At 69.5% G+C, this 23,661-nt stretch carries 18 protein-coding genes; 8 read left to right on the forward strand and 10 right to left on the reverse strand.

The window, feature by feature from the left end:
* Positions 1 to 2 precede the first annotated feature (2 nt).
* The 6 genes from yidC (at position 3) to MRBLMG1_RS08185 (ending at position 5,919) form a co-directional block, all read left to right on the forward strand.
* A complete protein-coding gene (gene yidC, locus MRBLMG1_RS08160; RefSeq protein WP_367822213.1) occupies positions 3 to 1,304 on the forward strand; it encodes a membrane protein insertase YidC in 1,302 nt (433 codons plus the stop codon).
* A 29-nt stretch (positions 1,305 to 1,333) separates the two neighbouring features.
* Positions 1,334 to 1,846 carry a protein jag gene (locus MRBLMG1_RS08165; protein WP_366303020.1) on the forward strand — a complete coding sequence of 171 codons (513 nt, stop codon included), beginning with the start codon at positions 1,334 to 1,336 and terminating at the stop codon, positions 1,844 to 1,846.
* Between the two features lie 119 nt (positions 1,847 to 1,965).
* A complete protein-coding gene (gene rsmG, locus MRBLMG1_RS08170) occupies positions 1,966 to 2,682 on the forward strand; it encodes a 16S rRNA (guanine(527)-N(7))-methyltransferase RsmG (RefSeq protein ID WP_367822215.1) in 717 nt (238 codons plus the stop codon).
* A 236-nt stretch (positions 2,683 to 2,918) separates the two neighbouring features.
* Positions 2,919 to 4,055 carry a ParA family protein gene (locus tag MRBLMG1_RS08175; protein WP_367822216.1) on the forward strand — a complete coding sequence of 379 codons (1,137 nt, stop codon included), beginning with the start codon at positions 2,919 to 2,921 and terminating at the stop codon, positions 4,053 to 4,055.
* Positions 4,052 to 5,140 (forward strand): ParB/RepB/Spo0J family partition protein, encoded by a 1,089-nt coding sequence (locus tag MRBLMG1_RS08180; protein WP_367822218.1) that lies wholly within the window; start codon positions 4,052 to 4,054, stop codon positions 5,138 to 5,140. Before MRBLMG1_RS08175 ends, MRBLMG1_RS08180 begins: the two co-directional genes overlap by 4 nt.
* A 161-nt stretch (positions 5,141 to 5,301) precedes the next feature.
* Entirely contained in the window at positions 5,302 to 5,919 is a 618-nt protein-coding gene (locus MRBLMG1_RS08185; protein WP_367822220.1) for a GNAT family N-acetyltransferase, read from the forward strand.
* 86 nt (positions 5,920 to 6,005) lie between these two features.
* Here MRBLMG1_RS08185 and trxA read toward each other — a convergent pair whose 3' ends face one another.
* The 7 genes from trxA to MRBLMG1_RS08220 form a co-directional block, all read right to left on the reverse strand.
* Complete coding sequence (gene trxA, locus MRBLMG1_RS08190; protein ID WP_367822222.1) at positions 6,006 to 6,335, reverse strand: thioredoxin; 330 nt, start codon at positions 6,333 to 6,335, stop codon at positions 6,006 to 6,008.
* A gap of 52 nt (positions 6,336 to 6,387) precedes the next feature.
* Positions 6,388 to 7,353: a thioredoxin-disulfide reductase gene (trxB, locus tag MRBLMG1_RS08195; RefSeq protein ID WP_367822223.1), complete on the reverse strand. Its 966-nt coding sequence runs from the start codon at positions 7,351 to 7,353 to the stop codon at positions 6,388 to 6,390.
* 138 nt (positions 7,354 to 7,491) lie between these two features.
* Entirely contained in the window at positions 7,492 to 8,433 is a 942-nt protein-coding gene (locus tag MRBLMG1_RS08200) for a hypothetical protein (protein ID WP_367822224.1), read from the reverse strand.
* Positions 8,430 to 9,140 carry an RNA polymerase sigma factor SigM gene (gene sigM / locus MRBLMG1_RS08205; protein WP_367822226.1) on the reverse strand — a complete coding sequence of 237 codons (711 nt, stop codon included), beginning with the start codon at positions 9,138 to 9,140 and terminating at the stop codon, positions 8,430 to 8,432. The genes MRBLMG1_RS08200 and sigM overlap by 4 nt, the downstream gene beginning before the upstream one ends.
* A gap of 108 nt (positions 9,141 to 9,248) precedes the next feature.
* Entirely contained in the window at positions 9,249 to 10,973 is a 1,725-nt protein-coding gene (locus MRBLMG1_RS08210; RefSeq protein ID WP_367822228.1) for a protein kinase family protein, read from the reverse strand.
* A 117-nt stretch (positions 10,974 to 11,090) separates the two neighbouring features.
* Complete coding sequence (gene murJ / locus MRBLMG1_RS08215; RefSeq protein ID WP_367822230.1) at positions 11,091 to 13,283, reverse strand: murein biosynthesis integral membrane protein MurJ; 2,193 nt, start codon at positions 13,281 to 13,283, stop codon at positions 11,091 to 11,093.
* A 45-nt stretch (positions 13,284 to 13,328) separates the two neighbouring features.
* Positions 13,329 to 15,665, reverse strand: a complete 2,337-nt coding sequence (locus MRBLMG1_RS08220; protein ID WP_367822232.1) for a DUF6049 family protein — start codon at positions 15,663 to 15,665, stop codon at positions 13,329 to 13,331.
* A gap of 179 nt (positions 15,666 to 15,844) precedes the next feature.
* On the opposite strand from MRBLMG1_RS08220, the gene MRBLMG1_RS08225 reads away from it, so the two are divergent.
* The gene (locus MRBLMG1_RS08225; RefSeq protein ID WP_367822234.1) at positions 15,845 to 17,287 is read left to right on the forward strand and encodes a CCA tRNA nucleotidyltransferase; all 1,443 of its coding nucleotides are present in this window, start codon (positions 15,845 to 15,847) and stop codon (positions 17,285 to 17,287) included.
* A gap of 73 nt (positions 17,288 to 17,360) precedes the next feature.
* Here MRBLMG1_RS08225 and MRBLMG1_RS08230 read toward each other — a convergent pair whose 3' ends face one another.
* The 3 genes from MRBLMG1_RS08230 to MRBLMG1_RS08240 form a co-directional block, all read right to left on the reverse strand.
* Positions 17,361 to 18,632, reverse strand: coding sequence for an MFS transporter (locus tag MRBLMG1_RS08230; RefSeq protein ID WP_367822236.1), 1,272 nt, complete (start codon positions 18,630 to 18,632; stop codon positions 17,361 to 17,363).
* A gap of 75 nt (positions 18,633 to 18,707) precedes the next feature.
* Positions 18,708 to 19,790, reverse strand: a complete 1,083-nt coding sequence (locus tag MRBLMG1_RS08235) for an inositol-3-phosphate synthase (RefSeq protein WP_367822238.1) — start codon at positions 19,788 to 19,790, stop codon at positions 18,708 to 18,710.
* A gap of 48 nt (positions 19,791 to 19,838) precedes the next feature.
* Positions 19,839 to 20,519, reverse strand: a complete 681-nt coding sequence (locus MRBLMG1_RS08240; RefSeq protein ID WP_189804943.1) for a PadR family transcriptional regulator — start codon at positions 20,517 to 20,519, stop codon at positions 19,839 to 19,841.
* 369 nt (positions 20,520 to 20,888) lie between these two features.
* Here MRBLMG1_RS08240 and MRBLMG1_RS08245 point away from each other — a divergent pair, with 369 nt between their 5' ends.
* On the forward strand, positions 20,889 to 23,624 hold the full coding sequence (locus MRBLMG1_RS08245) for a transglycosylase domain-containing protein (RefSeq protein WP_367822240.1): 2,736 nt from the start codon (positions 20,889 to 20,891) through the stop codon (positions 23,622 to 23,624).
* Positions 23,625 to 23,661: the final 37 nt, after the last annotated feature.

Genomic DNA, 23,661 nt, shown 5'->3' on the forward strand with positions numbered 1-23,661 from the left:
TAGTGGACACGATTGCCAGTCTGTTCAGCTTCATCACCTGGCCCGTTTCCTGGGTCATCGTCCAGTTCCACAAGGTGTACGGGGCGATCTTCGGTCCTGACACGGGCTGGGCCTGGGGCCTGTCCATCGTGTCCCTCGTGGTGCTGATCCGCATCTGCCTGATCCCGCTGTTCGTCAAGCAGATCAAGTCGACCCGGAACATGCAGGCGCTCCAGCCGAAGATGAAGGCGATCCAGGAGCGCTACAAGAGCGACAAGCAGCGTCAGTCCGAAGAGATGATGAAGCTGTACAAGGAGACGGGCACCAACCCGCTCTCCTCGTGCCTTCCCATCCTGGCGCAGTCGCCCTTCTTCTTCGCGCTGTACCACGTGCTCTCCGCGATCGCCTCGGGCAAGGAGATCGGCGTCATCGACGGCCCGCTGCTCGCCAGCGCCCGTCAGGCCCACATCTTCGGCGCCCCGCTCGCCTCGAAGTTCACGGACACCGCCGCCGAGGTCGCCGCTCTCGACGCCTCGATCACGTCGGTCCGGATCGTCACCGCGGTCATGATCGTCATGATGTCGGCCTCGCAGTTCTTCACCCAGCGCCAGCTGATGATGAAGAACGTCGACCTCACGGTGAAGACCCCGTACATGCAGCAGCAGAAGATGCTCATGTACATCTTCCCGCTGATCTTCGCCGGCATGGGCATCAACTTCCCCGTCGGTGTCCTCATCTACTGGCTGACCACCAACGTGTGGACCATGGGCCAGCAGATGTACGTGATCAACCAGAACCCGACCCCGGGCAGCAAGGCGCAGGACTCCTACCTCCAGCGCCTCCTGAAGAACATCACGCAGCACGGTGAGGTCCGCGGCCGCCGGCGCAAGGCCATCGTCAAGGTGATCGTCGCCAAGGGCAGCGACCGCAACGAGAACGAGCGCCGCTTCTTCGTGGGCCTCTCCAAGGCCGGCTTCGCCGCGCAGGCCGACGGCACCGTGATCAAGAGCGACACGATCGAGGCCGAGGCCGAGGGCGGTGCCGCGGCCAGGCGCCAGCAGCCCAAGCGGCAGACCAAGGCCCAGCGCCAGGCCGCCGCCGCACAGGGCGCGGTCAAGGACACCGAGGAAGCCTCCGAGCCGGCCGCCGAACAGGCGACCACCTCGCTCGAGAAGAAGCCTCAGGGCCAGGCCGAGGTCAAGGACGAGGCACAGGGCGACAAGCCCGCGCGTCCGAGCCGTGCCAACTCCGGAGGCTCCCGTCAGGGCAAGTCCGGCCAGCGCAAGGGCCAGCAGCGGCCCAAGCACCCGTCGTCCAAGAAGTAAGCCTCCACGAAGCCAGAAGGAGTCCATCCGTGACGGAAGGCACCACCTCCGCCGCCGCCGAGGGTGGCGACACCCTGACCCGCCTGGAGCAGGAGGGTGAGATCGCGGCCGACTACCTCGAAGGCCTGCTCGACATCGCCGACCTGGACGGCGACATCGACATGGACGTCGAGGCGGACCGGGCAGCGGTCTCGATCATCAGCGACTCCAGCAGCCGTGAGCTGCAGAAGCTCGTGGGCCGCGACGGTGAGGTTCTGGAGGCTCTCCAGGAGCTGACGCGCCTGGCCGTGCACCGGGAGACCGGGGACCGCAGCCGACTGATGCTCGACATCGCCGGCTTCCGTGCCAAGAAGCGTTCCGAGCTCGCCGAGCTGGGCGCCAAGGCGGCGGACGAGGTGAAGTCCAGCGGCCAGCCGGTCAAGCTGGACCCGATGACGCCGTTCGAGCGCAAGGTCGTGCACGACGCGATCGCCGCGGCCGGTCTGCGCAGCGAGTCCGAGGGCGAGGAGCCTCAGCGCTTCGTCGTCGTGCTCCCGGCCTGACCCCTCACGTAGTGTCGGCCCCGCCTGTGTTCGCAGGCGGGGCCGATCTTTGTCAGCCTGATAGTCAGCCATCACAGTGCGCTCGCACGTGAAGCGTGCGGTACGGAAGGACGGTTCCCGTGACGGAGGCAGCGGAGCTCCCCGAGGCGCCGGAGCAGGCGCGGACAGTCTTCGGTGAGTACTTCCCGGAGGCCGTGCGCTACGCGGAGCTCCTCGCGGACGCGGGTGTGAAGCGCGGTCTGATCGGCCCGCGCGAGGTTCCGCGACTCTGGGAACGCCACCTGCTGAACTGCGCCGTTCTCGCGGAGGCCGTCCCCGAGGGCGTCACCGTCTGCGACGTGGGCTCGGGCGCCGGTCTTCCCGGCATCCCCCTGGCCCTGGTCCGGCGCGACCTGAAGATCACGCTCCTGGAGCCGCTCCTTCGCCGGACGAACTTCCTCCAGGAGGTCGTCGAGCTGCTCGGTCTCGACCATGTGACCGTGGTCCGCGGACGAGCCGAGGAGATGCTCGGCAAGATCACGCCCGTGCACGTGGTGACCGCCCGCGCGGTCGCCCCTCTGGACCGGCTGGCAGGCTGGGGCGTTCCCCTGCTGCGCCCGTACGGCGAGATGCTGGCGCTCAAGGGTGACACCGCCGAGGAGGAGCTCAACGGCGCTCGTGCCGCGCTCTCCCGGCTCGGTGTGGTGGAGACCTCGGTGCTCCAGGTGGGCGAGGGCATCGTCGACCCGCTGACCACCGTCGTGCGGGTGGAGGTCGGTGAGAGCCCGGGCGGTGTGCGTTTCGCGGCCAAGCGGGCCAAGGCGGCCCGTACGAGCAAGACCCGCCGGCGCCGCTGAGCGTCGCATACGTACCATTTCGGAGTGTCGAGCGGTCCTGGCCGGGCAGCACGGGCATGGTGTTTCACGTGAAACGTCGCTCACTGCTGCAGGGGATCATCAGCCGCGGTCGCGCGGCTGCCACGCCCCGGGACCGCGGCCCCCGCGTGAAGCCACTCGCGAGGGTTGCGGAGTTGTCCACAGAGGTGGATTCACCCACAGAACCACCGGCCTCGCTGGTTCACGACCCCGAAAGCATGGCAGGCTCTCCTCATCGCGAGCCTGAAGCCGAGGAGAGTGAATCCTTGCGGTCCGACGCCAACATCGCGGGACCGATGACCGATCCGGTCCCCGGTCCCCGAACCGAATCGGTGGGGGAGGATGTTTCACGTGAAACACCGCCCCCGATGGACGACACCCCCATTGGTCGTGCTGCCCAACTGGCAGTAGAAGCCCTGGGTCGTGCCGGTGAGGGGCTTCCCCGACCGGCTCAGACGCGCGTGATGGTGGTCGCCAATCAGAAGGGCGGCGTGGGCAAGACGACCACGACGGTCAACCTTGCCGCGTCCCTCGCCCTGCACGGGGCCCGGGTCCTGGTCATCGACCTGGACCCGCAGGGCAATGCGTCCACGGCGCTCGGCATCGACCACCACGCCGAGGTCCCCTCGATCTACGACGTCCTGGTCGACAGCAGGCCGCTCTCCGAAGTGGTCCAGCCCGTCCTGGAAGTCGAGGGCCTCTTCTGCGCCCCGGCCACCATCGACCTCGCGGGTGCGGAGATCGAGCTCGTGTCGCTGGTGGCCCGTGAGAGCCGTCTGCAACGGGCGATCCAGGCCTACGAGCAGCCGCTCGACTACATCCTGATCGACTGCCCGCCGTCGCTCGGTCTCCTCACGGTCAACGCCATGGTGGCCGGCGCCGAGGTACTGATCCCGATCCAGTGCGAGTACTACGCGCTGGAGGGGCTCGGACAGCTCCTGCGGAACGTCGACCTGGTGCGCGGACACCTGAACCCCGCGCTCCACGTCTCGACGATCCTGCTCACCATGTACGACGGCAGGACGAGGCTCGCCTCCCAGGTCGCCGAAGAGGTGCGCACCCACTTCAGCGAGGAGGTGCTGCGGACCAGTATTCCGAGGTCCGTCCGCATCTCGGAGGCGCCGAGCTACGGCCAGACGGTCCTCACCTACGATCCGGGCTCCAGCGGAGCCCTGTCGTATCTCGAAGCGGCCCGTGAGATCGCCCTGCGGGGGGCCACCGTGTACTACGACCCCCAGCACGCCCATGGAGGGCACGGCCAGACAGGCCACGGCCAGACAGGCCACGGCCAGACAGGCCACGGCCAGGTAGGGCACCAGAACAACCAGCGCAGCATGTCGGAGGGGATCCAGTGAGCGAGCGACGTAGGGGATTGGGGCGAGGGCTCGGTTCGCTGATCCCTACGGCTCCCCAGGAACGGCAGGTGCCGGCGGTCGGTGTCGGGGCGGGCGCGACCTCCGCGGGCTCCGCCCCCGTCCTGACCACGGAGCGAGGTGTGGCCGCCGCGAAGCTGGCGACGCTTCCCCAGAGCGCCCAGTCCCCGGACTCGATGGTGTCGTGGAACGAGCCCGAGGCGGTGGCCGCCCCGGCGTCCCCGGCCGGCGCGCACTTCGCGGAGCTGCCGCTCGACTCCATCACGCCGAACCCGCGCCAGCCGCGTGAGGTCTTCGACGAGGACGCTCTGGCCGAGCTGGTCGCCTCCATCAACGAGGTCGGTCTTCTCCAGCCCGTGGTCGTGCGCCAGGCGGGCGCCGAGCGCTACGAGCTCATCATGGGCGAGCGGCGCTGGCGCGCCTGCCGCGAGGCCGGTCTGGAGCGGATCCCGGCCATCGTGCGGCACACGGACGACGAGAAGCTCCTCCTGGACGCCCTCCTGGAGAACCTGCACCGGGCTCAGCTGAACCCGCTGGAAGAGGCGGCGGCCTACGACCAGCTGCTCAAGGACTTCAACTGCACCCATGACCAGCTGGCCGACCGGATCGGACGCTCGCGCCCGCAGGTCTCCAACACGCTCCGGCTGCTGCGCCTTTCCCCGCCGGTCCAGAGCCGGGTTGCCGCCGGGGTGATCTCCGCCGGTCACGCACGCGCTCTGCTGGGCGTCGAGGACCCGGAAGCCCAGGACAAGCTGGCCTACCGGATCGTGTCCGAGGGACTCTCGGTGCGTTCCGTCGAGGAGATCGTCACGCTCATGGGCTCGGAGCCCGGGTCGCCGGTCAAGCCGAAGGGCCCCCGCGCGGGAGCCCGGGTGTCGCCGGCGCTCACGGATCTCGCGACCCGGCTGTCGGATCGCTTCGAGACCCGGGTGAAGGTCGATCTGGGGCAGAAGAAGGGCAAGATCGTCGTCGAATTCGCCTCGATGGACGATCTGGACCGGATCCTCTCGACGCTGGCTCCCGGGGAAGGACGCGTCATGGACAACAAGGGCGGCGAGGAGGGCTGACCCCTCCCGCTCCACGGCGTCCGCTCAGGGCGGGCCTCGCTCCGGGATTGACCGGATCGCGGCCCGCCCTTTGCCTGTGTGCGGTATCGCCCTGATCGCCCGATGGATACGATTCCGAGAGACGTATGCGTACTCGATGGCGAGGGAATCGGGGAGAGGTCGTGGGGCGTCGGCTCGTACCGCTCACACTGGACAACCTTCCGGATCTTCCCCAGCGATGTCGCTCGTGCGTCTTCTGGGAGCTCGACCCGGTCAGCGGGGAAGCGGCGGTCAAGGCGGGTCGTCCGGAGCTGGAGAAGGAAGCCTGGATCTCGGCTGCTCTGCTGGAGTGGGGATCCTGCGGGCGCGTGGTCTACGTGGACGAGGTGCCCGTCGGCTACGTGCTCTACGCTCCCCCGGCCTACGTCCCACGCTCCACGGCCTTCCCGACGAGCCCCGTGGCGGCTGACGCCGTCCAGCTGATGACGGCTTGGATCATGCCGGGCTACCAGGGCCAGGGGCTGGGGCGCGTGATGGTGCAGACGGTGGCCAAGGACGTGATGAGGCGGGGCTTCAAGGCGATCGAGGCATTCGGGGACGCGCGCTGGAAGGAGCCCGCCTGCGTGCTGCCCGCCGACCATCTGCTCGCGGTGGGCTTCAAGACCGTCCGTCCGCATCACGCCTTCCCGCGGCTGCGACTGGAGCTCAGGACGACGCTCTCCTGGAAGGAGGACGTCGAGATGGCCCTGGACCGGCTTCTCGGCGCCGTACAGAAGGAGCCCGCCCTGCGGCCGCTCTGAGCGTCGGATGAGCCTCGGAAAACGGAAAGGCCCGCCCCCTCTCGGGGACGGGCCTTCGCTGTTTCACGTGAAACAGCGGACGATCATCAGGCCTTGGCCTCGACGAAGGGCTCCAGGTCGCGCAGGATCGCGGCCTTCGGCTTGGCGCCGACGATGGTCTTCACGACCTCGCCACCCTGGTAGACGTTCAGCGTCGGGATGGACATGACGCCGTACTTGGCGGCCGTGGCCGGGTTCTCGTCGATGTTGAGCTTCACGACCTCGATCTCACCGTGCTCGGCGGCGATGGCCTCCAGCGACGGGGCGATCTGGCGGCACGGTCCGCACCAGGCGGCCCAGAAGTCCACCAGGACGGGCTTGTCGCTGTTGAGGACGTCCTCTTCGAAGGAAGCGTCGGTCACAGTCTTGAGGGCCACAGCGGCCTCCTTGATCTCGCGGGGGTGTAGGGGTGGGGCAGAAGACGGTGGATCAGACCGCGGGGGTCTCGGCCAGCTTCTCGCTGTCGGCCAGAGCGGACAGGAAGCGCTCGGCGTCGAGGGCGGCGGAGCAGCCGGTACCGGCGGCCGTGATGGCCTGGCGGTAGGTGTGGTCGACGACGTCGCCGGCACCGAAGACACCCGTGAGGTTGGTGCGCGTCGACGGGGCGGCCACCTTGAGGTAGCCCTCCTCGTCGAGGTCCAGCTGACCCTTGAAGAGCTCGGTGCGCGGGTCGTGGCCCACGGCGATGAAGAGGCCGGTGACCGCGAGCTCGCGGGTCTCGCCGGTCTTCGTGTCGCGCAGGGTGAGACCGCTCAGCTTCTGCTCGCCGTGGATCTCGGTGACCTCGCTGTCCCAGGCGAAGGAGATCTTCGGGTCGGCGAAGGCGCGCTCCTGCATGGCCTTCGAGGCGCGCAGCGTGTCCCGGCGGTGGACGATCGTGACGGACTTGGCGAAGCGCGAGAGGAAGGTGGCCTCCTCGATCGCGGTGTCGCCGCCGCCGACGACGGCGATGTCCTGGTCCTTGAAGAAGAACCCGTCGCAGGTGGCGCACCAGGAGACACCGCGGCCGGAGAGCGTGTCCTCGTTGGGCAGGCCGAGCTTGCGGTGCTGGGAACCGGTCGTGACGATGACGGCCTTGGCGCGGTGCACGGTGCCGGCGGTGTCGGTGACGGTCTTGATGTCACCGCTCAGGTCCACGGCGATGACGTCGTCCGGGACGAGCTCGGCGCCGAAGCGCTCCGCCTGGGCCCGCATGTTGTCCATCAGGTCCGGGCCCATGATGCCGTCACGGAAGCCGGGGAAGTTCTCGACCTCGGTCGTGTTCATCAGGGCGCCACCGGCGGTGACGGCCCCCTCGAAGACCAGAGGGTTCAGCGACGCTCGGGCCGTGTAGAGCGCCGCGGTGTAACCCGCGGGCCCGGAGCCGATAATGATCACGTTACGGACGTCGCTCACGGGTTTCTTCCTCGTCTCTGCAGACTGCCACTGCCTACGGGGGTGGTTGTCTCGGTCGCTCTCACCCCACCCAACGGATCCTAAGGGGCGTGCATTCCCGAGACCGCCGCGCGGCACCGTGGACGGGGCGAAGAGACGTCAGGAGCGGGGGTACGTCCGGCTCAGGAGGACTTCGGCGGCCGGGCTCGAACCGTCCGCGGACCCGTCGGCGCAGGAGGCGTCGAGCACGTAGGCCTGGACCCGCGTGCTGTCGGAGCGATCAGCCAGCACCAGCAGGTAGGCGGGCATGCCCTGGTATTCGCCCCGCTCGTGGCCGAGCACCGGGTCGGTGCGGCCGGTGCCGGCCCGGACGCAGCCGGGTACCGCGTTGTCCCGGTTGCGCTGGGGAGCGGTGGGGCTGGTCTCGGAGGACATCGACTCGGGGCCGATGCCCTGGGGCGTCTTGGCGGCCGTGTTCCCGGCCAGGAGCTCATGGACCCGATCCTCGACCGGAGATCCCGAGAAGGGGCTCAGGGTCGCGCCGGCGACGGTGTCTGCCTTCTTCGTGTCGGATGCGCTGTCGCCGGCGGTCAGCGTCCCCGTCTGACTGAGGTACAGGCTCGTTCCCAGGACCACGGCACCGAACGCCGCGCCGAGCGTGGACAGCAGGGCGATCCGGCGCCGGCGGGGCTTGCCGGGGCGTCCGGGGCCGGTGGCGGCGCGGGAGCTGCCCGCGGGACGGTCCGAGGGCGGTGAGGGGGCGCGGGAGGGGAGCGAGGCCTCGACCGGGGAGCGCGATGTTTCACGTGAAACAGGGGTTTCGCTCTCGGGCGCGGTGGAGTCGAGAAGGGCCTCGGCGGCGAGTGCGGCGTCGATCCTGCCGGCGATCTCGGCGGGCATACGAGGAGGCCCGGGGAGGGTGCCCAGGAGCCCGCGGATCTCCTCCAGCGAGGACCGGACGTCCGCGCAGAGGGGACAGTCGTCCAGGTGCCGGCGGACGGCCGCGGAGCGGGTCGGCGAAAGGAGCCCCTCGGTCAGATCGGAAATCTCCGAGACGTCCGGGTGCTGTGTGGTGTCGGCCTTGCCGGCCGTGGAAGTCACGTGCGCCCACCTCCGCCCTTCACAGCAGCTGGATCAGTCGGTCCGGTATCCGTCGGCCCCGGCACCGTTGGGACGGATGCCCCCGGCGTCCGGTTCCTTCCCCCTTCGGTGGCCTCGTTACCCACGGTGTCGACGCGCAGATGAGTGACCATCGGCAGCAGGCGCGCCCGCCCGCGTGCACAGCGGCTCTTCACGGTGCCGGTGGGGACGCCGAGGATACGGGCGGCCTCCGCGACGGGGTAACCCTGCATGTCGACCAGGACGAGCGCGGCCCGCTGGTCGGCCGGGATCGCGGCGAGTGCGGCGAGCACCTCGCGGTGGAGGTCCTGGCGCTCTACGGGCGCCTCGGCCGACTCGTGGGGGCCGAGGAGCTGCTCGAAGCGGTCGGTGTCGTCGACGGGGGACGTGCGGCGCGAGGCGGTCTTGCGCGCACGGTCAAGGCAGGCGTTCACCGTGATCCGGTGGAGCCAGGTCGTGACGGCCGACTGGCCGCGGAAGGTATGGGCGGCCCGGAAAGCAGAGATGAGGGCGTCCTGGACGGCGTCAGCGGCCTCCTCGCGGTCCCCCAGGGTCCGCAGGGCCACCGCCCAGAGCCGGTCGCGGTGGCGGCGTACGAGCTCACCGAAGGCGTCCGGGTCTCCGGCGACGTGGTTCGCGAGGAGTTCCTCGTCCGTCGCCGTCCGGGGGTCGTCAGCCGTAGGCGCCACGGTTCCCCTCCTCGATCGGCAGCCGTGCAGGCATTCAATCCGGTCCGTGCCCGGAAGTAAATGAGCGCCGAGCTGGGCTCGGCGCTCATGGAGGGGGTTGCTCCGCGACTACGGCGCGGTTCCCTGGAAGGACACGTTCGTGATCGCCTGCTTGTAGCCGGCCCCGAAGTACTCGTCACCGCTGGAGTACGGCACGGAGGTCAGCCAGAGGAGCACGTAGCGGGTCTTCACCGGCGTCTTGGTCTCCGGCTTCGCGGTCGAGTCCGAGGTCTCGACCGAGGCGATCTTCTTCATGGAGTCCGGGCCGCCTGACGGGGTCAGCGAGTCCGCGGCGTACAGCGAGACCGCGGTCTGCGGGCCGCCGTAGCGGAACGCTATGGACGCGGACGAGACGTTCTGCTCGCTCCCGAGGTCGTAGACGATGCCGACGCCCTGCTTGTACGGCGCCAGGACGGGACCGTCGACGAAGGTCCTCGTACGCCAGTACGTGGAGCTGTCGCTGTCGTAGGTGTCGCGCACCCCCGGGGCGTTCTGCAGCTTGCCGTCGGGTGCGTACTCCTCGGCCGACCGGATCGTCAGTGGCTGGGGCGGCTCGGGCTTCTCGTCGTCGACCGTCGGCGTGGTGACCGGGTTCTTGGAGGAGTTGTCCTGGTCGAGGAGCCGGTCCGCGATCTGCCAGCTGCCGAGGCCGAGGGCGGCGATCAGCAGCGCCGAGACGGCCCACTTCAACGCCCGGCCGGTGCGGCTCTGCAGCGGGGGCGGCGGGAGCGTCACCGGCTGGGTGGCGGCCGGGCGCGGCTGGGGCCGTCCGTACGTGCCCTGCTGGTACGTCGTGCGCTGGTACTCGGGCGGGGCGGTGTACTCCGGCTCGGGCGGCTTGACGCGGGGCATCGCCGCCACGGCCTTGGCCAGCTCGTCCGGGGTCGTGCAGGGCGGCTCCTGCCGCGAGGCGGTGGCGCCGTCGTTGGCCAGGGCGCGCATGGCGATCTCGGAGAGGCCGCGGTGGACGCCGGCGCGGACCTGGTCGGGCGGGAGCAGGCCCACGCCCTTGGGAAGCCCGGAGAGCCCGTGGGCGTCGCTGTCGTACGGCCAGCGCTGGGTGAGCGCGGCGTAGAGCAGGGCGCCGATGGCCTCGGTGTCGGTGCGCTGCGGACGGTCGGCGGTGATGCCGCGCAGGGCGGCGTTCACGGCCAGGCCGCGGATCCGGTACTGGCCCGTGGAGCTGCGCAGGACGGCGCTCGGGGTGAGCCGCAGGTGGGCGAGGCCTTCGCGGTGGGCGGCGGCCATCGCCTGGGAGACCTGGCTGACGAGCTGGTAGGCGTCGTGGGGCTCCAGCGGGCCGGTCGCGAGCAGCGCGGTCAACTCGGTGGAATCGGGCAGCCACTCGTGCACGACGTACACCAGGTCGTTCTCCTCGACGGCGTCGAGGACCTGGACGAACCGGGGGTCGCCGAGGAGGGCCGAGGAGCGGGCCGCGGCCAGGACCGACCGGGCCCTGGGGTGGTCGGCGGGCAGCAGGTGGACCCCGACGGCGCGCCGCAGTTTCTCGTCGACCGCACGCCAACTGCTGAAGCCGTCCAAACGGGTGACGCACTCCTCCAGCCGGTAGCGTCTGGCCAGTTTGTGCCCGCTGTGCAGTTCGGGTGCAGTGATGGAGGGCTGTTCGCCGCTCTGTCGTTCGACCGCCTTGTTCTTCGAGGCCTCGGCGGTCTTGTCCGCCGTCTTCTGCTCTTCCGCCACCCCGTCGGTCGCGGCCGTGTCCGCCTTGGCGGTCAGCGGGTCGTCACCGCTGTTGTCGGCCACGTCGACGGCAGCCGTGCTACGTTCCGCCACCGTCGTTCCTGCCTCCCCATCCGTTGCGCCACATCCAACAGCCATGCCAATTGTGCCCACAGTCCGGCGCTATGCACGACACGCGGTTCCCGCCGATGGTTGTGCGGGACCGTCGAATCAGCGTCCCAGACGTCCGCGCACCATGCCGACCAGGGTGTTCAACTCCGCGATGCGCATGCGCTTTGCCGCGACGAAGAAGACACCGAGGAGTACCGCTCCGCCGACGATCAGGGCGACGAGCGAACCGAGCGCGCCCTCACCCAGAAGCTTCAACAGGCCGAAACCGACGGCACCGGCGACGATCGCGGCGGGTACGGAGGCCATGCAGAGCCGGGCGTAGGTCCGCACCACCTGGGTGCCGTCCAGGTCGCCGCCCAGCCGGTTGCGGAGACGGCGCCAGGCGATGCCGACGCCGACGGCGTAGGCGAGCCCGTACGAGGCGGCCATGCCGACGACGGCCCACTGGGCGGGCAGCACGACGTAGCAGACCGCCGAGGCCGCCGCGTTGACGGCGGCGACGATGACCGTGTTGTAGAAGGGCGTCCGGGTGTCCTCGTAGGCGTAGAAGCCGCGGAGCACGACGTACTGGACGGAGTAGGGGATCAGACCGAGGCCGAAGGCCATCAGGATGAAGCCCATGCCCTGGGCCGCCTCGACGCCGCTGGAGGCGTAGAGCAGCGTGCACATCGGAACGCCGAGCGCCAGGAACGCGAACGAGACCGGGACGATCGCGACGGCCGAGTTCCGCAGGCCCTGCGAGATGTCGTCCCGGACGGCACCGGGGTCGTCGTCGTGGGCGGCTCGGGAGATCCGCGGCAGCAGTGCCGCCATGACGGAGACCGTGATGATGGCCTGCGGCATGCCCCAGATGAGCTGGGCGTTGGAGTACGCGAGGAAGCCCGCGCCGTTCTTCCCCGACGCCTCACCGGCGGCCGTGGCGAGCTGGGTGACGACGAGGACGCCCGCCTGGTTGGCGAGGACGAAGAGCACGGTCCACTTGGCCAGCTTGACCGTCTTGCCGAGCCCGTGGCCCTTCCAGTCGAAGCGGGGCCGGAAGCGGAAGCCCGTCTCACGGAGGTACGGGATCATCGCCAGGGCCTGGACGACGAGGCCGAGGAGGGTGCCGATGCCGAGGAGGCGGATGCCCTCGTCCGGAATGGTCTGCACGCCCATGTGGGACTCGGCGGAGGTGCCGTAGACCCAGATGAACAGGCCGAAGGTGACGATCATGACGATGTTGTTGAGGACCGGCGTCCACATCATCGCGCCGAACTTGCCCCGGGCGTTCAGGATCTGACCCATCACCACGTGCACACCCATGAAGAAGATGGTGGGCAGGCAGTAGCGGGCGAAGGTCACGGCCACGCTGTTGGCCGCGGCGTCGTCGGCGATGGTGTTCGACATCAGCCGGATCAGCAGCGGTGCCGCGAAGACGGCGAGGGCCACGATCAGGCCGAGTGCCACCATCACGAGGGTCAGCAGGCGGTTGGCGTAGGCCTCGCCGCCGTCCTCGTCGTTCTTCATCGAGCGGACGAGCTGGGGGACGAAGACCGAGTTGAGGCCGCCGCCGACGGTGAGGATGTAGATCATCGTCGGCAGGGTGTAGGCGATGGTGAAGGTGTCACCGAGCAGGGCCGCGCCGAGCGCACCGGTGATCACCAGGCTGCGGACGAATCCGGTGAGCCGGGAGACCAGGGTGCCGGCCGCCATGACGGCGCTCGACTTCAGCAGCCCGGAGGCGCGGCCGGACTTCTTGGCGGCGGGGGCGGGCAGCGGGTCCGGCTCCGGAGCGGGCGGCGGCACCTGGCCGGGCGTCTGCTGGTCCCGGTACAGGTGGGCGAAGGCGTCCGGCTCGGGCTCCTCCTCGCCCGCCCGGGTCACCAGGTCGTCGACCCCGGTGAACTGGACCGTGCGCGCGTCGTCGCCGTACGGCAGGTGACGCGAAGGGCCCTCGGGCTCCGGTGCCGGCGTCTGCGCCCACACCCGGGGGTCGGGAGCGTGCTGGGGCGCGACCGGCTGCTGGTAGAGCGGCTGGGGCTCCTGGTAGGTGCCCGGCGGGGGAGGCGGGTGCGCGGCGCGGTCGTAGAGGGCCTCGCCCACCGGGTCCTGCGCTGCCAGGTCCTGCGCCCGGTACGGGTCGTGCGAGAAGACGTCCTGGACGTACGGGTCCTGGACGTGCGGGTCCTGCGCGTAGGGGTCGTGCCCCTGCGGGTTCTGCGGGTAGGGCTCGTGCCCCTGCGGGCCCGGGGCACCCTGAGGCGCGGGGCCGCCCGCGCCCTGGCCGCGGTCACCGTCATACGGCGCGTTCATGCTTACCCCACCTCATCGTCCCCGGCCGACCGGCCACGACATCGCTCAACGGTCCACCTTCTCACCCGGGCCCGACGGGTCGCCGCTTTCGGGCCCGGTGTCAGGTGTCGGGTCACTCGGCTGCTCGGGATCGTCCCCGGAGGGGGCGTCCCCGTCTGCCGCGGCCTCGGCGGGCTCGTCCGTCTCCGCGGCCTCGGCCTCGGCGTTCCGTGCCGCGATCCGCTTCCGCTGGGTGTACATCCGCACACCGGCGAGGACCAGGAGCAGGACGCCTCCCGCGATCACGAGCATCACCGTGGGGGTCATCTCGGAGACCTTCACGGTGAAGGTCATCGGCTGCCCGTAGGGAGTGCCGTCCTCGGTGTAGAGCTGTGCGGTCATCGGCACCTGGCCGTTGACGTTGGCGGAGGCCGTGAACTTCACCGACTGGCTGTGCCCGCCGTTGATCTTCACCGGGAGTTCGGCGAAGCCCTCCCCGTTCACCTCCAGCCGGTTCTTGTTGCCGGAGGTGAGGCGCAGCACCAGATGGTCCACGCCCTGCAGCAGCTTGTTCTGGACGGTCACGGGGATCGTCGCGCTGCGGCCGGAGAGCGTGAGGTCCGACTTGTCGACCAGCTGGACGCTCTTGGTGAGCCCCTGGAGGTACTCCAGGACGTTGCTGCGGTAGACCACCGCCGCGCGGACCTCGCCGCGCCAGGAGACCGACATCTCGCGGTTGATCGCGTTGCCGAACGGCGTCACGACGCGCTCGGGCTGCTCCAGGACGACCTTGAAGTCGTCCAGCTCGTCGCGGGTGGTCTTCATGTCACGGAAGGCCTGGACCGGCAGCTCCCGGTCGCGCAGCTTCTTCGGGTACCGGGAGGAGCTGGGCACCGCGGTCGAGGCGTCGGGATCGGGCTTGGCCGCCGAGGCGGCGACGAGATCGAGCGGCTGGCTCCAGCGCTTGGCGGAGAGGCCGCGCAGGGCCTCGGCCATCGTCTGCGCCTGGGCGGAGGTCGGCGTCCGCTGCGGGGCGACCACGACGCTGCGCTGGTCCTCCGGCTGCTCCAGGGTGATCGCGAGGGACTGGGCGAGGAACTCCTGGACGGCGAGCGTGGAGCCCTCCGCGCGGACCATGTCGCCGTCGAAGGCGGTGGACAGCACCGCGTCGCTCACCACGGCCGTGGTGCTGCCGTTGCCCAGCGGGCGGGCCGCTGTGGGCGTGTAGGAGAGGTCGTCGCGGACGCTGTCGCTGCGCGCGATCACCTTGTCCGCGCCGGCCGAGGTCGCGACCGCCACGATCGAGGGGTCGACGGCGCCGTCGACGGGCCAGGCGAAGTCGGTGGACGGCCGCAGGTGGAGGATGGTCTCGACGGTCGTCCCGGCGAGGTCGGTCGCCGACTGGAGGTGTCCCAGGGAGCCGGGGACGTCCTTGCCGTGATGGGCGAGCGAGGCGAGGTCGGGGTCGGCGAAGGGCAGGGCGACGACCTCGCGCCCCTGGACCGCCTTCTCCAGGGCGTTCAGCCACTGCTCGGCGACGTCCTGGTTCTTGCCGGGGACGTGCAGGGTGCCGTCCTTGACCCGGTAGCCGTTCGCCATCGCGTCGACGGTGGCCAGCAGGTCGGGATCGAGCACCCAGGTGACGGGAAGGTCCTTGCCGAGCGAGACCATCTGGTCCAGGCGCCCGCCCGGTCGCAGCTCGTCGGCCAGGGCGTCGTCCTCGAAGACCGGGGTCTGCTGGTCGTCCGTGGCCGTCTCCGCCGAGACGTGGGCGGAGGAGATCAGCGGCCAGAGGTAGCTCAGCTGGGTCTTCTTCTTGGTGGCCTCGGGCTGGAACGGCAGGAAGGTCCGCTCGATGCCGAGCACCCGGTCCGACCCCTGGTCGGAGGTGTGTCCGGTGAGGGAGACGCCCAGCTGGTAGACGCCCGCCTCGTCGAGGCCGAGCTCGGAGACCGGGACGGAGAGCGAGAAGTCCGCGCTGAGGCCGGCACCGAGCCGGGGAATGCTGACGGTGGGAGCGTCCTCGAGGGGGGCGGGATCGCTGTCGTACCGGAAGCCGGTGCGTCCCGTCACCTGCTCGATCTCGCTGCGGCTCGTCATCCGCGGTCCGACGCGCAGGTCGACGGTCGCGTCGGTGACGGTCCTCTTCCCCCGGTTGGTCACCGTCCCGGTGACCGTCACGGTGTCCCCTTCGACGGGGCTGCTCGGTGCCATGGTGTCGAGCGACACATCGACGGTCCTGGATCCGGTGCCGTCCTCGGCCGCGAGCGCGGGGGATGCCCCGGCCGGGGCCTGGAGCAGCCCGGCGAGGAGGGGCGCCCCGAAGGCGACGGTGATCGTGCGCCGCAGCCATCGGCGGGCAGGTGAGGGACCGGTTCCCTGGATGTCTGCCGCCTCGGCCACGCGTTCGCCCGTCCTCGTCGTTGTCAGTGGTGCCGGTGGTGTCGATGGTTCCCGGTTGCTGTGTCCAGGCATGGTAACGAGGCACGCTGGGGGCAAGTGCCGGGGACTGCTCCAGGCGATCTTCCCGCTCGGGAAAACGGGGACGTTGCGGTGAGCCGGGGCACGTACCCTTTTCTGTTGTGCCGAACGCCAACGAAGACACCCCGACTGCACTGAGCCAGGTGCAACGCCGCGCGGTCAGTGAACTGCTGCGTGTGTCCCCTGTCGCCGACGACCTCGCCCGCCGTTTCCAGGAGGCCGGGTTCAGCCTCGCGCTGGTCGGTGGCTCGGTACGGGACGCACTGCTCGGCCGGCTCGGCAACGACCTGGACTTCACCACCGACGCCCGCCCCGAGGACGTACTGAAGATCGTCCGCCCGTGGGCCGACTCGGTGTGGGAGGTCGGCATCGCCTTCGGGACGGTCGGCTCGCAGAAGGACGGCTACCAGATCGAGGTCACCACGTACCGCTCGGAGGCGTACGACCGGACCTCGCGCAAGCCCGAGGTCTCCTACGGCGACTCGATCGACGAGGACCTCGTCCGGCGTGACTTCACCGTCAACGCCATGGCCGTGGCCCTGCCCGAGAAGACGTTCATCGACCCGTACGGCGGTCTGGAGGACCTCTCCGCCCGCGTGCTGCGCACCCCGGGCACGCCGGAGGAGTCCTTCTCCGACGACCCCCTGCGGATGATGCGGGCCGCGCGCTTCGCCGCGCAGCTGGACTTCGAGGTCGCCCCCGAGGTGGTCACGGCCATGACGGAGATGTCCGGCCGGATCGAGATCGTCTCCGCCGAGCGGATCCGCGAGGAGCTCAACAAGCTGCTGCTCTCCGCCCACCCGCGAAAGGGCCTCGGCCTTCTCGTGGACACGGGCCTCGCCGAGCACGTGCTGCCCGAGCTGCCCGCGCTGCGTCTGGAGAGTGACGAGCACCACCGGCACAAGGACGTCTACGAGCACTCGCTGACCGTGCTCGACCAGGCGATCGACCTGGAGGAGGACGGTCCCGACCTGGTGCTGCGGCTCGCCGCCCTGCTCCATGACATCGGGAAGCCGCGCACGCGCCGCTTCGAGAAGGACGGCCGCGTCTCCTTCCACCACCACGAAGTGGTGGGCGCGAAGATGACCAAGAAGCGCATGACCGCGCTCAAGTACTCGAACGAGATGATCAAGGACGTCTCCCGGCTGGTGGAGCTGCACCTGCGCTTCCACGGCTACGGGACCGGCGAGTGGACCGACTCCGCCGTGCGCCGCTACGTCCGTGACGCCGGTCCGATGCTCTCCCGGCTGCACAAGCTGACCCGCTCGGACTGCACGACCCGCAACAAGCGCAAGGCCACCGCCCTCTCCCGTGCCTACGACGGCCTGGAGGACCGCATCGCCCAGCTCCAGGAGCAGGAGGAGCTGGACGCGATCCGCCCCGACCTCGACGGCAACCAGATCCAGGAGATCCTCGGCATCGGGCCCGGTCCGGCGATCGGTCAGGCGTACAAGTTCCTGCTGGAGCTCCGTCTGGAGAACGGGCCGATGGAGCACTCCCAGGCCGTCGCCGCACTCAAGGAGTGGTGGGCGGCGCAGAGCTGAGCCGTGCCGCGGGAGGCGGTGCGTTGTTTCACGTGAAACAGCGACGCTCTCCGCGCGGGGAAGGGGTGGTGTTTCACGTGAAACACCACCCCTTCGTGCGTTCCCCCCGCAGGGCCAGCGCGATGGCCGCGTAGATCACGGCCACCAGCACCACCAGGAGCGAGGACCGCCCGTCGGGCGGCAGCATCAGCGCGGCGACGCCTGCCGCGCCCACGAAGGCCACGTTGAACAGCACGTCGTAGAGGGAGAAGACCCGTCCGCGGTAGGCGTCGTCGACGGCGGTCTGCACCACCGTGTCGGTCGCGATCTTGGCGCCCTGGGTGATCAGACCCAGGACGAAGGCGGCGATGAGGAAGGGCACCGGGGCGAAGGTCAGGCCGAGCGCCGGCTCCACGACGGCGGCGACTCCCGCGCACACGGTCATCCAGCCGAAGGGGCCGAGTCGTCCCACCCCCCAGGGAGAGAGCAGGGCGGCCGCGAAGAAGCCGGCGCCCGAGGTGGCGACGGCGAGCCCGAGGAGTCCGAGGCCCTCGGAGTCCGTGGAGCTCCAGGCGTAGCGGCAGAGCATGAGCACGGTGACGAGCAGGGCGCCGTAACAGAAGCGCATGAGGCCCACGGCGATGAGGGCCCGGGCGGCGGGTCGGCGCTCGGCGAGGTGTCGCACTCCCCCGACCAGCCCGTGTGCCGTCGAGGCCAGTGCCGAGCGGAGCTTCTGGGGGGCGGGGCCCGGGTCGGGTCCGAGGAGTTCTCGGGGCATCCGCAGGGAGGCGAGGGCGGAGCAGAGGTAGAGCAGGGCGCCGAAGGCCACGACGACGGCGTCGGAGTCGTCCGCGACCAGACGGACGCCGAACGCGAGACCGCCTCCCAGCGTCGCGGCGAGCGTTCCGGCGGTCGGGGAGAGCGAGTTCGCGACGACCAGCCGCTCGCCGTCGACGACCCTGGGGAGCGAGGCCGAGAGACCCGCGAGGACGAAGCGGTTGACCGCCGTGACGGAGAGGGCGGAGGCGTAGAAGAGCCAGTCGGGCACGGCGGCGACGACGAGGAGCGCGGTCCCGCAGGCGAGCAGGGCGCGCAGGAGGTTCCCGTACAGGAAGACCTGGCGTCGCTGCCAGCGGTCGAGGAGCACGCCGGCGAAGGGGCCGACGAGCGAGTACGGGAGCAGGAGTACCGCCATGGCCGAGGCGATGGCGGTGGGGGAGGTCTGCTTCTCGGGGGAGAAGACGACGTACGTGGCCAGGGCCACCTGGTAGACACCGTCGGCGCACTGGGAGAGCAGCCGTACGGCGAGCAGGCGGCGGAAGTTCGTCAGGCGCAGGAGTACGCGCAGATCACGTACGACGGACATGGCAGCAAGACTCACATACGAAGAGGGCCCCCGGGCAGTGGCTCGGGGACCCTCGATCGACAAGCGTGCGGCGCTTTAGCGCTCGACCTCACCCTTGATGAACTTCTCGACGTTGGCCAGGGCCTCGTCGTCGAAGTACTGCACCGGCGGGGACTTCATGAAGTACGAGGACGCGGAGAGGATCGGGCCGCCGATGCCGCGGTCCTTGGCGATCTTCGCGGCGCGCAGGGCGTCGATGATGACACCCGCGGAGTTCGGGGAGTCCCACACCTCGAGCTTGTACTCCAGGTTCAGCGGAACGTCACCGAAGGCACGGCCTTCGAGGCGGACGTACGCCCACTTGCGGTCGTCCAGCCAGGCCACGTAGTCCGACGGACCGATGTGGACGTTCTTCTCGCCCAGCTCGCGGTCGGGGATCTGCGAGGTGACGGCCTGCGTCTTGGAGATCTTCTTGGACTCCAGGCGCTCGCGCTCGAGCATGTTCTTGAAGTCCATGTTGCCGCCGACGTTCAGCTGCATGGTGCGCTCGAGGCGGACACCGCGGTCCTCGAAGAGCTTCGCCATGACGCGGTGCGTGATGGTGGCGCCGACCTGGGACTTGATGTCGTCGCCGACGATCGGGACACCGGCCTCGGTGAACTTGTCCGCCCACTCCTTGGTGCCGGCGATGAAGACCGGGAGGGCGTTGACGAAGGCGACCTTGGCGTCGATGGCGCACTGCGCGTAGAACTTCGCAGCGGCCTCGGAGCCGACGGGCAGGTAGCAGACGAGGACGTCGACCTGGCGGTCCTTGAGGATCTGGACGACGTCGACCGGGGCCTCGGCGGACTCCTCGATGGTCTGGCGGTAGTACTTGCCCAGGCCGTCGAGGGTGTGGCCACGCTGAACCGTGACGCCCGCGTTCGGGACGTCGCAGATCTTGATGGTGTTGTTCTCGCTGGCGCCGATGGCGTCGGAGAGGTCGAGGCCGACCTTCTTCGCGTCGACGTCGAAGGCGGCGACGAACTCGACGTCACCGACGTGGTACTCGCCGAACTGGACGTGCATCAGGCCGGGCACCTTGGCCGCCGGGTCGGCGTCCTTGTAGTACTCGACGCCCTGCACCAGCGAGGCGGCGCAGTTGCCCACGCCGACGATGGCTACGCGAACCGAACCCATTCCGGTTGCTCCCTGTGTGATCGTGGAAGCCCTGCTGTGCGCAGGGCTTCACTTGGCGGTGTCGTCGGACGGATCCGGCCGGGTACTGCCCCCGTGCCGGGGCAGGCCGCCCGTTTCTCCAGAATCGTTGTCGTGCAGAGCGGGGGCGTCGGGGCCGGATCGCTGATCCCGCCCTGCCCGCTCGCTCTCGATGAGCTCGTTCAGCCAGCGCACTTCGCGCTCCACGGACTCCATGCCGTGGCGCTGCAGCTCAAGCGTGTAGTCGTCGAGGCGCTCGCGGGTCCGGGCCAGGGAGGCGCGCATCTTCTCGAGGCGCTCCTCCAGCCGGCTGCGGCGGCCTTCGAGGACCCGCATCCGCACTTCGCGTTCGGTCTGACCGAAGAAGGCGAAGCGGGCGGCGAAGTGTTCGTCTTCCCAGGCGTCCGGGCCCGTGTGGGAGAGGAGCTCCTCGAAGTGCTCCTTACCGGCGGGCGTCAACCGGTAGACGATCTTGGCCCGGCGTCCTGCGAGTGAAGCGGCCAGGGCCTCCTCCGGAGCGCTGCCCGGTTCCTCGATCAACCAGCCGTTGGCGACCAGCGTCTTGAGGCAGGGGTACAGCGTTCCGTAGCTGAAGGCCCGGAAGACGCCCAGCGAGGTGTTGAGGCGCTTCCGCAGCTCGTACCCGTGCATGGGGGCCTCGCGGAGCAGGCCGAGAACGGCGAACTCGAGGATGCCCGAGCGCCTGCTCATCCGTCGCCTCCTCCGCTTCCCCGGCCTTTATGCCGTGCTGATGTATCGACTCGATACATCAGCACGATAGAACGGCCTCCCCGTCTCGACAAGTGGGACCGCCGTGACCGGCGTCACATCATCAATTCACAGGGATCGACTTGCCTGATTTGGGTGGAAGTCCGGCTCTCCGTGGGTTTTGGCCGTGCGTAGTCTGTGCGGCATGCAGACCACCGGGAACCAAGCGATGCCGTGGGGCGTCAGTGCTGCGGGTGACCGGCTGCGTTACGGATGGGCCTCCGATGGGGTGCCGTGCGTGCACATTTCGGGGGGACCGGAACTCAACTGCCGCTTCCAGGCGTACGCGCCTGCCCGAGGAGTAGTCGTTCGATGAGCGAGCATCGTCGCAAAATGCCGCCGCAGCAGCCGCCGACGGGTGGGCGCGCGGCGGCACGGCGCGCTGCCCAGCAGCCGGTTGGCCGCGGGTCGGCACCGGCCCATGACGTCGGCACGAGGGCCCCGTCGGCCTCGTACGGGCCGCCTTCCTCTCACGGAGAGGAGCAGCGCGCTTACGGCGGCCGCGCGGAGGCCCGTAGAGCCGCCCAGCGCGGCAGCCGCCGCAAGGGAGCCGACAACGGCCCCGGGAGCCCAGGCGGCCCCGGTGGAGGCCGGCGCGGAGGCGGCGGCGGGGGACGCGGCGGAGGCCCGGGGCGGGGCCCCGGCGGTCGTCCGCCGGGCAAGAAGCGGATCATCGACTATCCGCGGTACGGCAAGTACGGCTGGCGTCGCTGGATGCCGTCGTGGAAGCTCGTGACGGGCACCTTCCTGTTCTTCGTGGCGAGCCTGATGGGTGCCGCCGCGTTCGCGTACTCGCAGGTCGAGATCCCGAACGAGGCCGAGACCGCGACCTCGCAGAACAACATCTACTACTGGGCCGACAAGTCCCGCATGGTCGCGACGGGCAGTGGCACCAACCGCCAGATCGTTCCGATCGAGCAGATCCCGACGGCCATGCAGAACGCCGTCATCTCGGCGGAGAACAAGACGTTCTGGGACGACTCGGGTGTCGACCCGATGGGCATCGCCCGCGCCGTGTGGAACATGGCCAAGGGCGGCGAGACCCAGGGTGGTTCGACCATCACCCAGCAGTACGTGAAGAACAACCGCCTCGACGACCAGTCGCAGACGGTCACCAGGAAGGTGAAGGAACTCTTCATCTCCATGAAGGTGGGCAACGAGGTGAAGAAGCCCGCCATCATGGCCGGCTACCTGAACACCTCGTACTACGGACGTGGTGCCTACGGCATCCAGGCCGCGGCCCGCGCGTACTTCAACAAGGACGCCAAGAACCTCAACCCCAGCGAGTGCGCGCTGCTCGCGGCGGTGCTGAAGGGCGCGACGTACTACGACCCCGCCGGCTACCCCGAGATCGACTCCGAGGCCACGGCCGAGAAGAACACCGCCCGGGCCACGCTCCGGTGGAAGTGGATCCTCGACGAGATGCAGAAGGACGGGCATCTCCCGGCCGAGGAGCGGGCGAAGTACACCGCCTTCCCCAAGGTGAAGAAGCCCGGCCAGAGCGCCAACCTGGGCGGCCAGATCGGCTACCTGGTCAGGACCGCCAACGCCAACATCAAGAGCCAGTTCGGCATCAGCGTCCAGGACCTGGAGCGCGGCGGCTACGAGATCTACACCACCTTCGAGAAGCAGAAGGTGGACAAGCTCGAGAAGTCGGTCAAGAAGATCCTCGACGCCCACATCGACCCGAAGAAGCGCCCGGAGGACGACACACACGTCCAGTTCGGCGGTGCCTCCGTCGACACGGCGACCGGGAAGATCGTCGCCCTCTACGGCGGCGCCGACGCCACCAAGCACTTCAGCAACAACGCCGACGCCACCGGTGCGATGGTCGGCTCGACGTTCAAGCCCTTCGTGCTCGCCGCCGCCATGAAGTACGGCGTCCGCGACCCCGAGCTGGGACCCGTCCAGGACGAGTCCAGCCGCAAGATCCTGGACCCGGACAAGAGCCGTTACTCCGGCAAGAACGGGCTGACGGTCCGGAAGTACAACGGCGACATCTGGGTCAACGAGAAGGGCAAGGAGTGGAAGCAGGTCAACGACGAGGACGCCAGCTACGGCGCGATCTCGCTTCGTGAGGCCATGATCCACTCCGCCAACTCGCCGTACGTGCAGCTCGGCATGGACATCGGCATCGACAAGGTCCGCCAGTCCGCACAGGACGCCGGACTCCTGGAGAGCTCGCTCGTGCAGGGCGAGGTGCCGTCGTTCTCCCTCGGTATCTCCAGCCCGAGCGCCATCCGCATGGCCGGCGCCTACTCGACCTTCGCCAACGGCGGCAAGCAGAACGACCCCTACTCGGTCGAGAGCATCAAGAAGGAGGGCGTCGTCATCAAGAAGCACGAAGCGGCGCCCAAGCAGCCCTTCACCCCTGCCATCGCCAGCCAGGTCACCGACGTGCTCCGCGACGTCGTGCAGAAGGGCACCGGCACGAAGGCCCGCATCCCGGGCCGCGACGTGGCGGGCAAGACCGGTACGACCGACGCCAACATGTCGGCCTGGTTCGTCGGGTACACCGCGCAGCTGGCGACGGCGATCGACATGTACCGCTACGACGACGACGACACCAAGAAGGACCGCAAGTTCGAGGACATGTACGGCACGGGTGCCCAGCCGAAGATCCACGGTTCGTCGTTCCCGTCGCGGATCTGGCAGGACTACATGTCGGACGTGGTCAAGGACATGCCGCTGGTGAAGTTCCCCGAGCCGATGGACATCGAGAACGCCGTGCCCGTGTTCGGCGGTGGCGCCACCAGCCCGACGCCGACGCCGACGGCCACGGAGACGCCCACCGAGTCCGCGACGCCGTCGACGACGCCGCCGGCCACCGCCACCACGACTCCCCCGGCGACCAAGACGCCGAAGCCGGGCAAGACGACGTGTGACGTCTGGGACATCGAGTGCAACTATCCGGGGAACCCGGGTGGCAACACCGGAGGACCCACGACCACGGCGCCCACCACGGATTCACCGACGCCGACCGACACGTCGACCGATGCCAGTGGCGGTGGGAACGGCAGACCCGGCGGCGGGTCCTGGAATCCCTGATCCGGCCGCACGGGCACGTCCCTGAGGGCCGCCGCGT

The organism is Streptomyces sp. LMG1-1-1.1 (assembly GCF_040815545.1).
Lineage (GTDB): Bacteria > Actinomycetota > Actinomycetes > Streptomycetales > Streptomycetaceae > Streptomyces.

What these genes read in the sequence shown, in the direction of transcription:
- MRBLMG1_RS08175 (WP_367822216.1), top strand. Translation starts at nt 2,919, where the DNA reads ATGGCAGGCTCTCCTCATCGCGAGCCTGAAGCCGAGGAGAGTGAATCC.
- murJ (WP_367822230.1), bottom strand. Translation starts at nt 13,283, where the DNA reads ATGAACGCGCCGTATGACGGTGACCGCGGCCAGGGCGCGGGCGGCCCC.
- MRBLMG1_RS08230 (WP_367822236.1), bottom strand. Translation starts at nt 18,632, where the DNA reads ATGTCCGTCGTACGTGATCTGCGCGTACTCCTGCGCCTGACGAACTTC.
- MRBLMG1_RS08235 (WP_367822238.1), bottom strand. Translation starts at nt 19,790, where the DNA reads ATGGGTTCGGTTCGCGTAGCCATCGTCGGCGTGGGCAACTGCGCCGCC.
- MRBLMG1_RS08240 (WP_189804943.1), bottom strand. Translation starts at nt 20,519, where the DNA reads ATGAGCAGGCGCTCGGGCATCCTCGAGTTCGCCGTTCTCGGCCTGCTC.
- MRBLMG1_RS08245 (WP_367822240.1), top strand. Translation starts at nt 20,889, where the DNA reads ATGAGCGAGCATCGTCGCAAAATGCCGCCGCAGCAGCCGCCGACGGGT.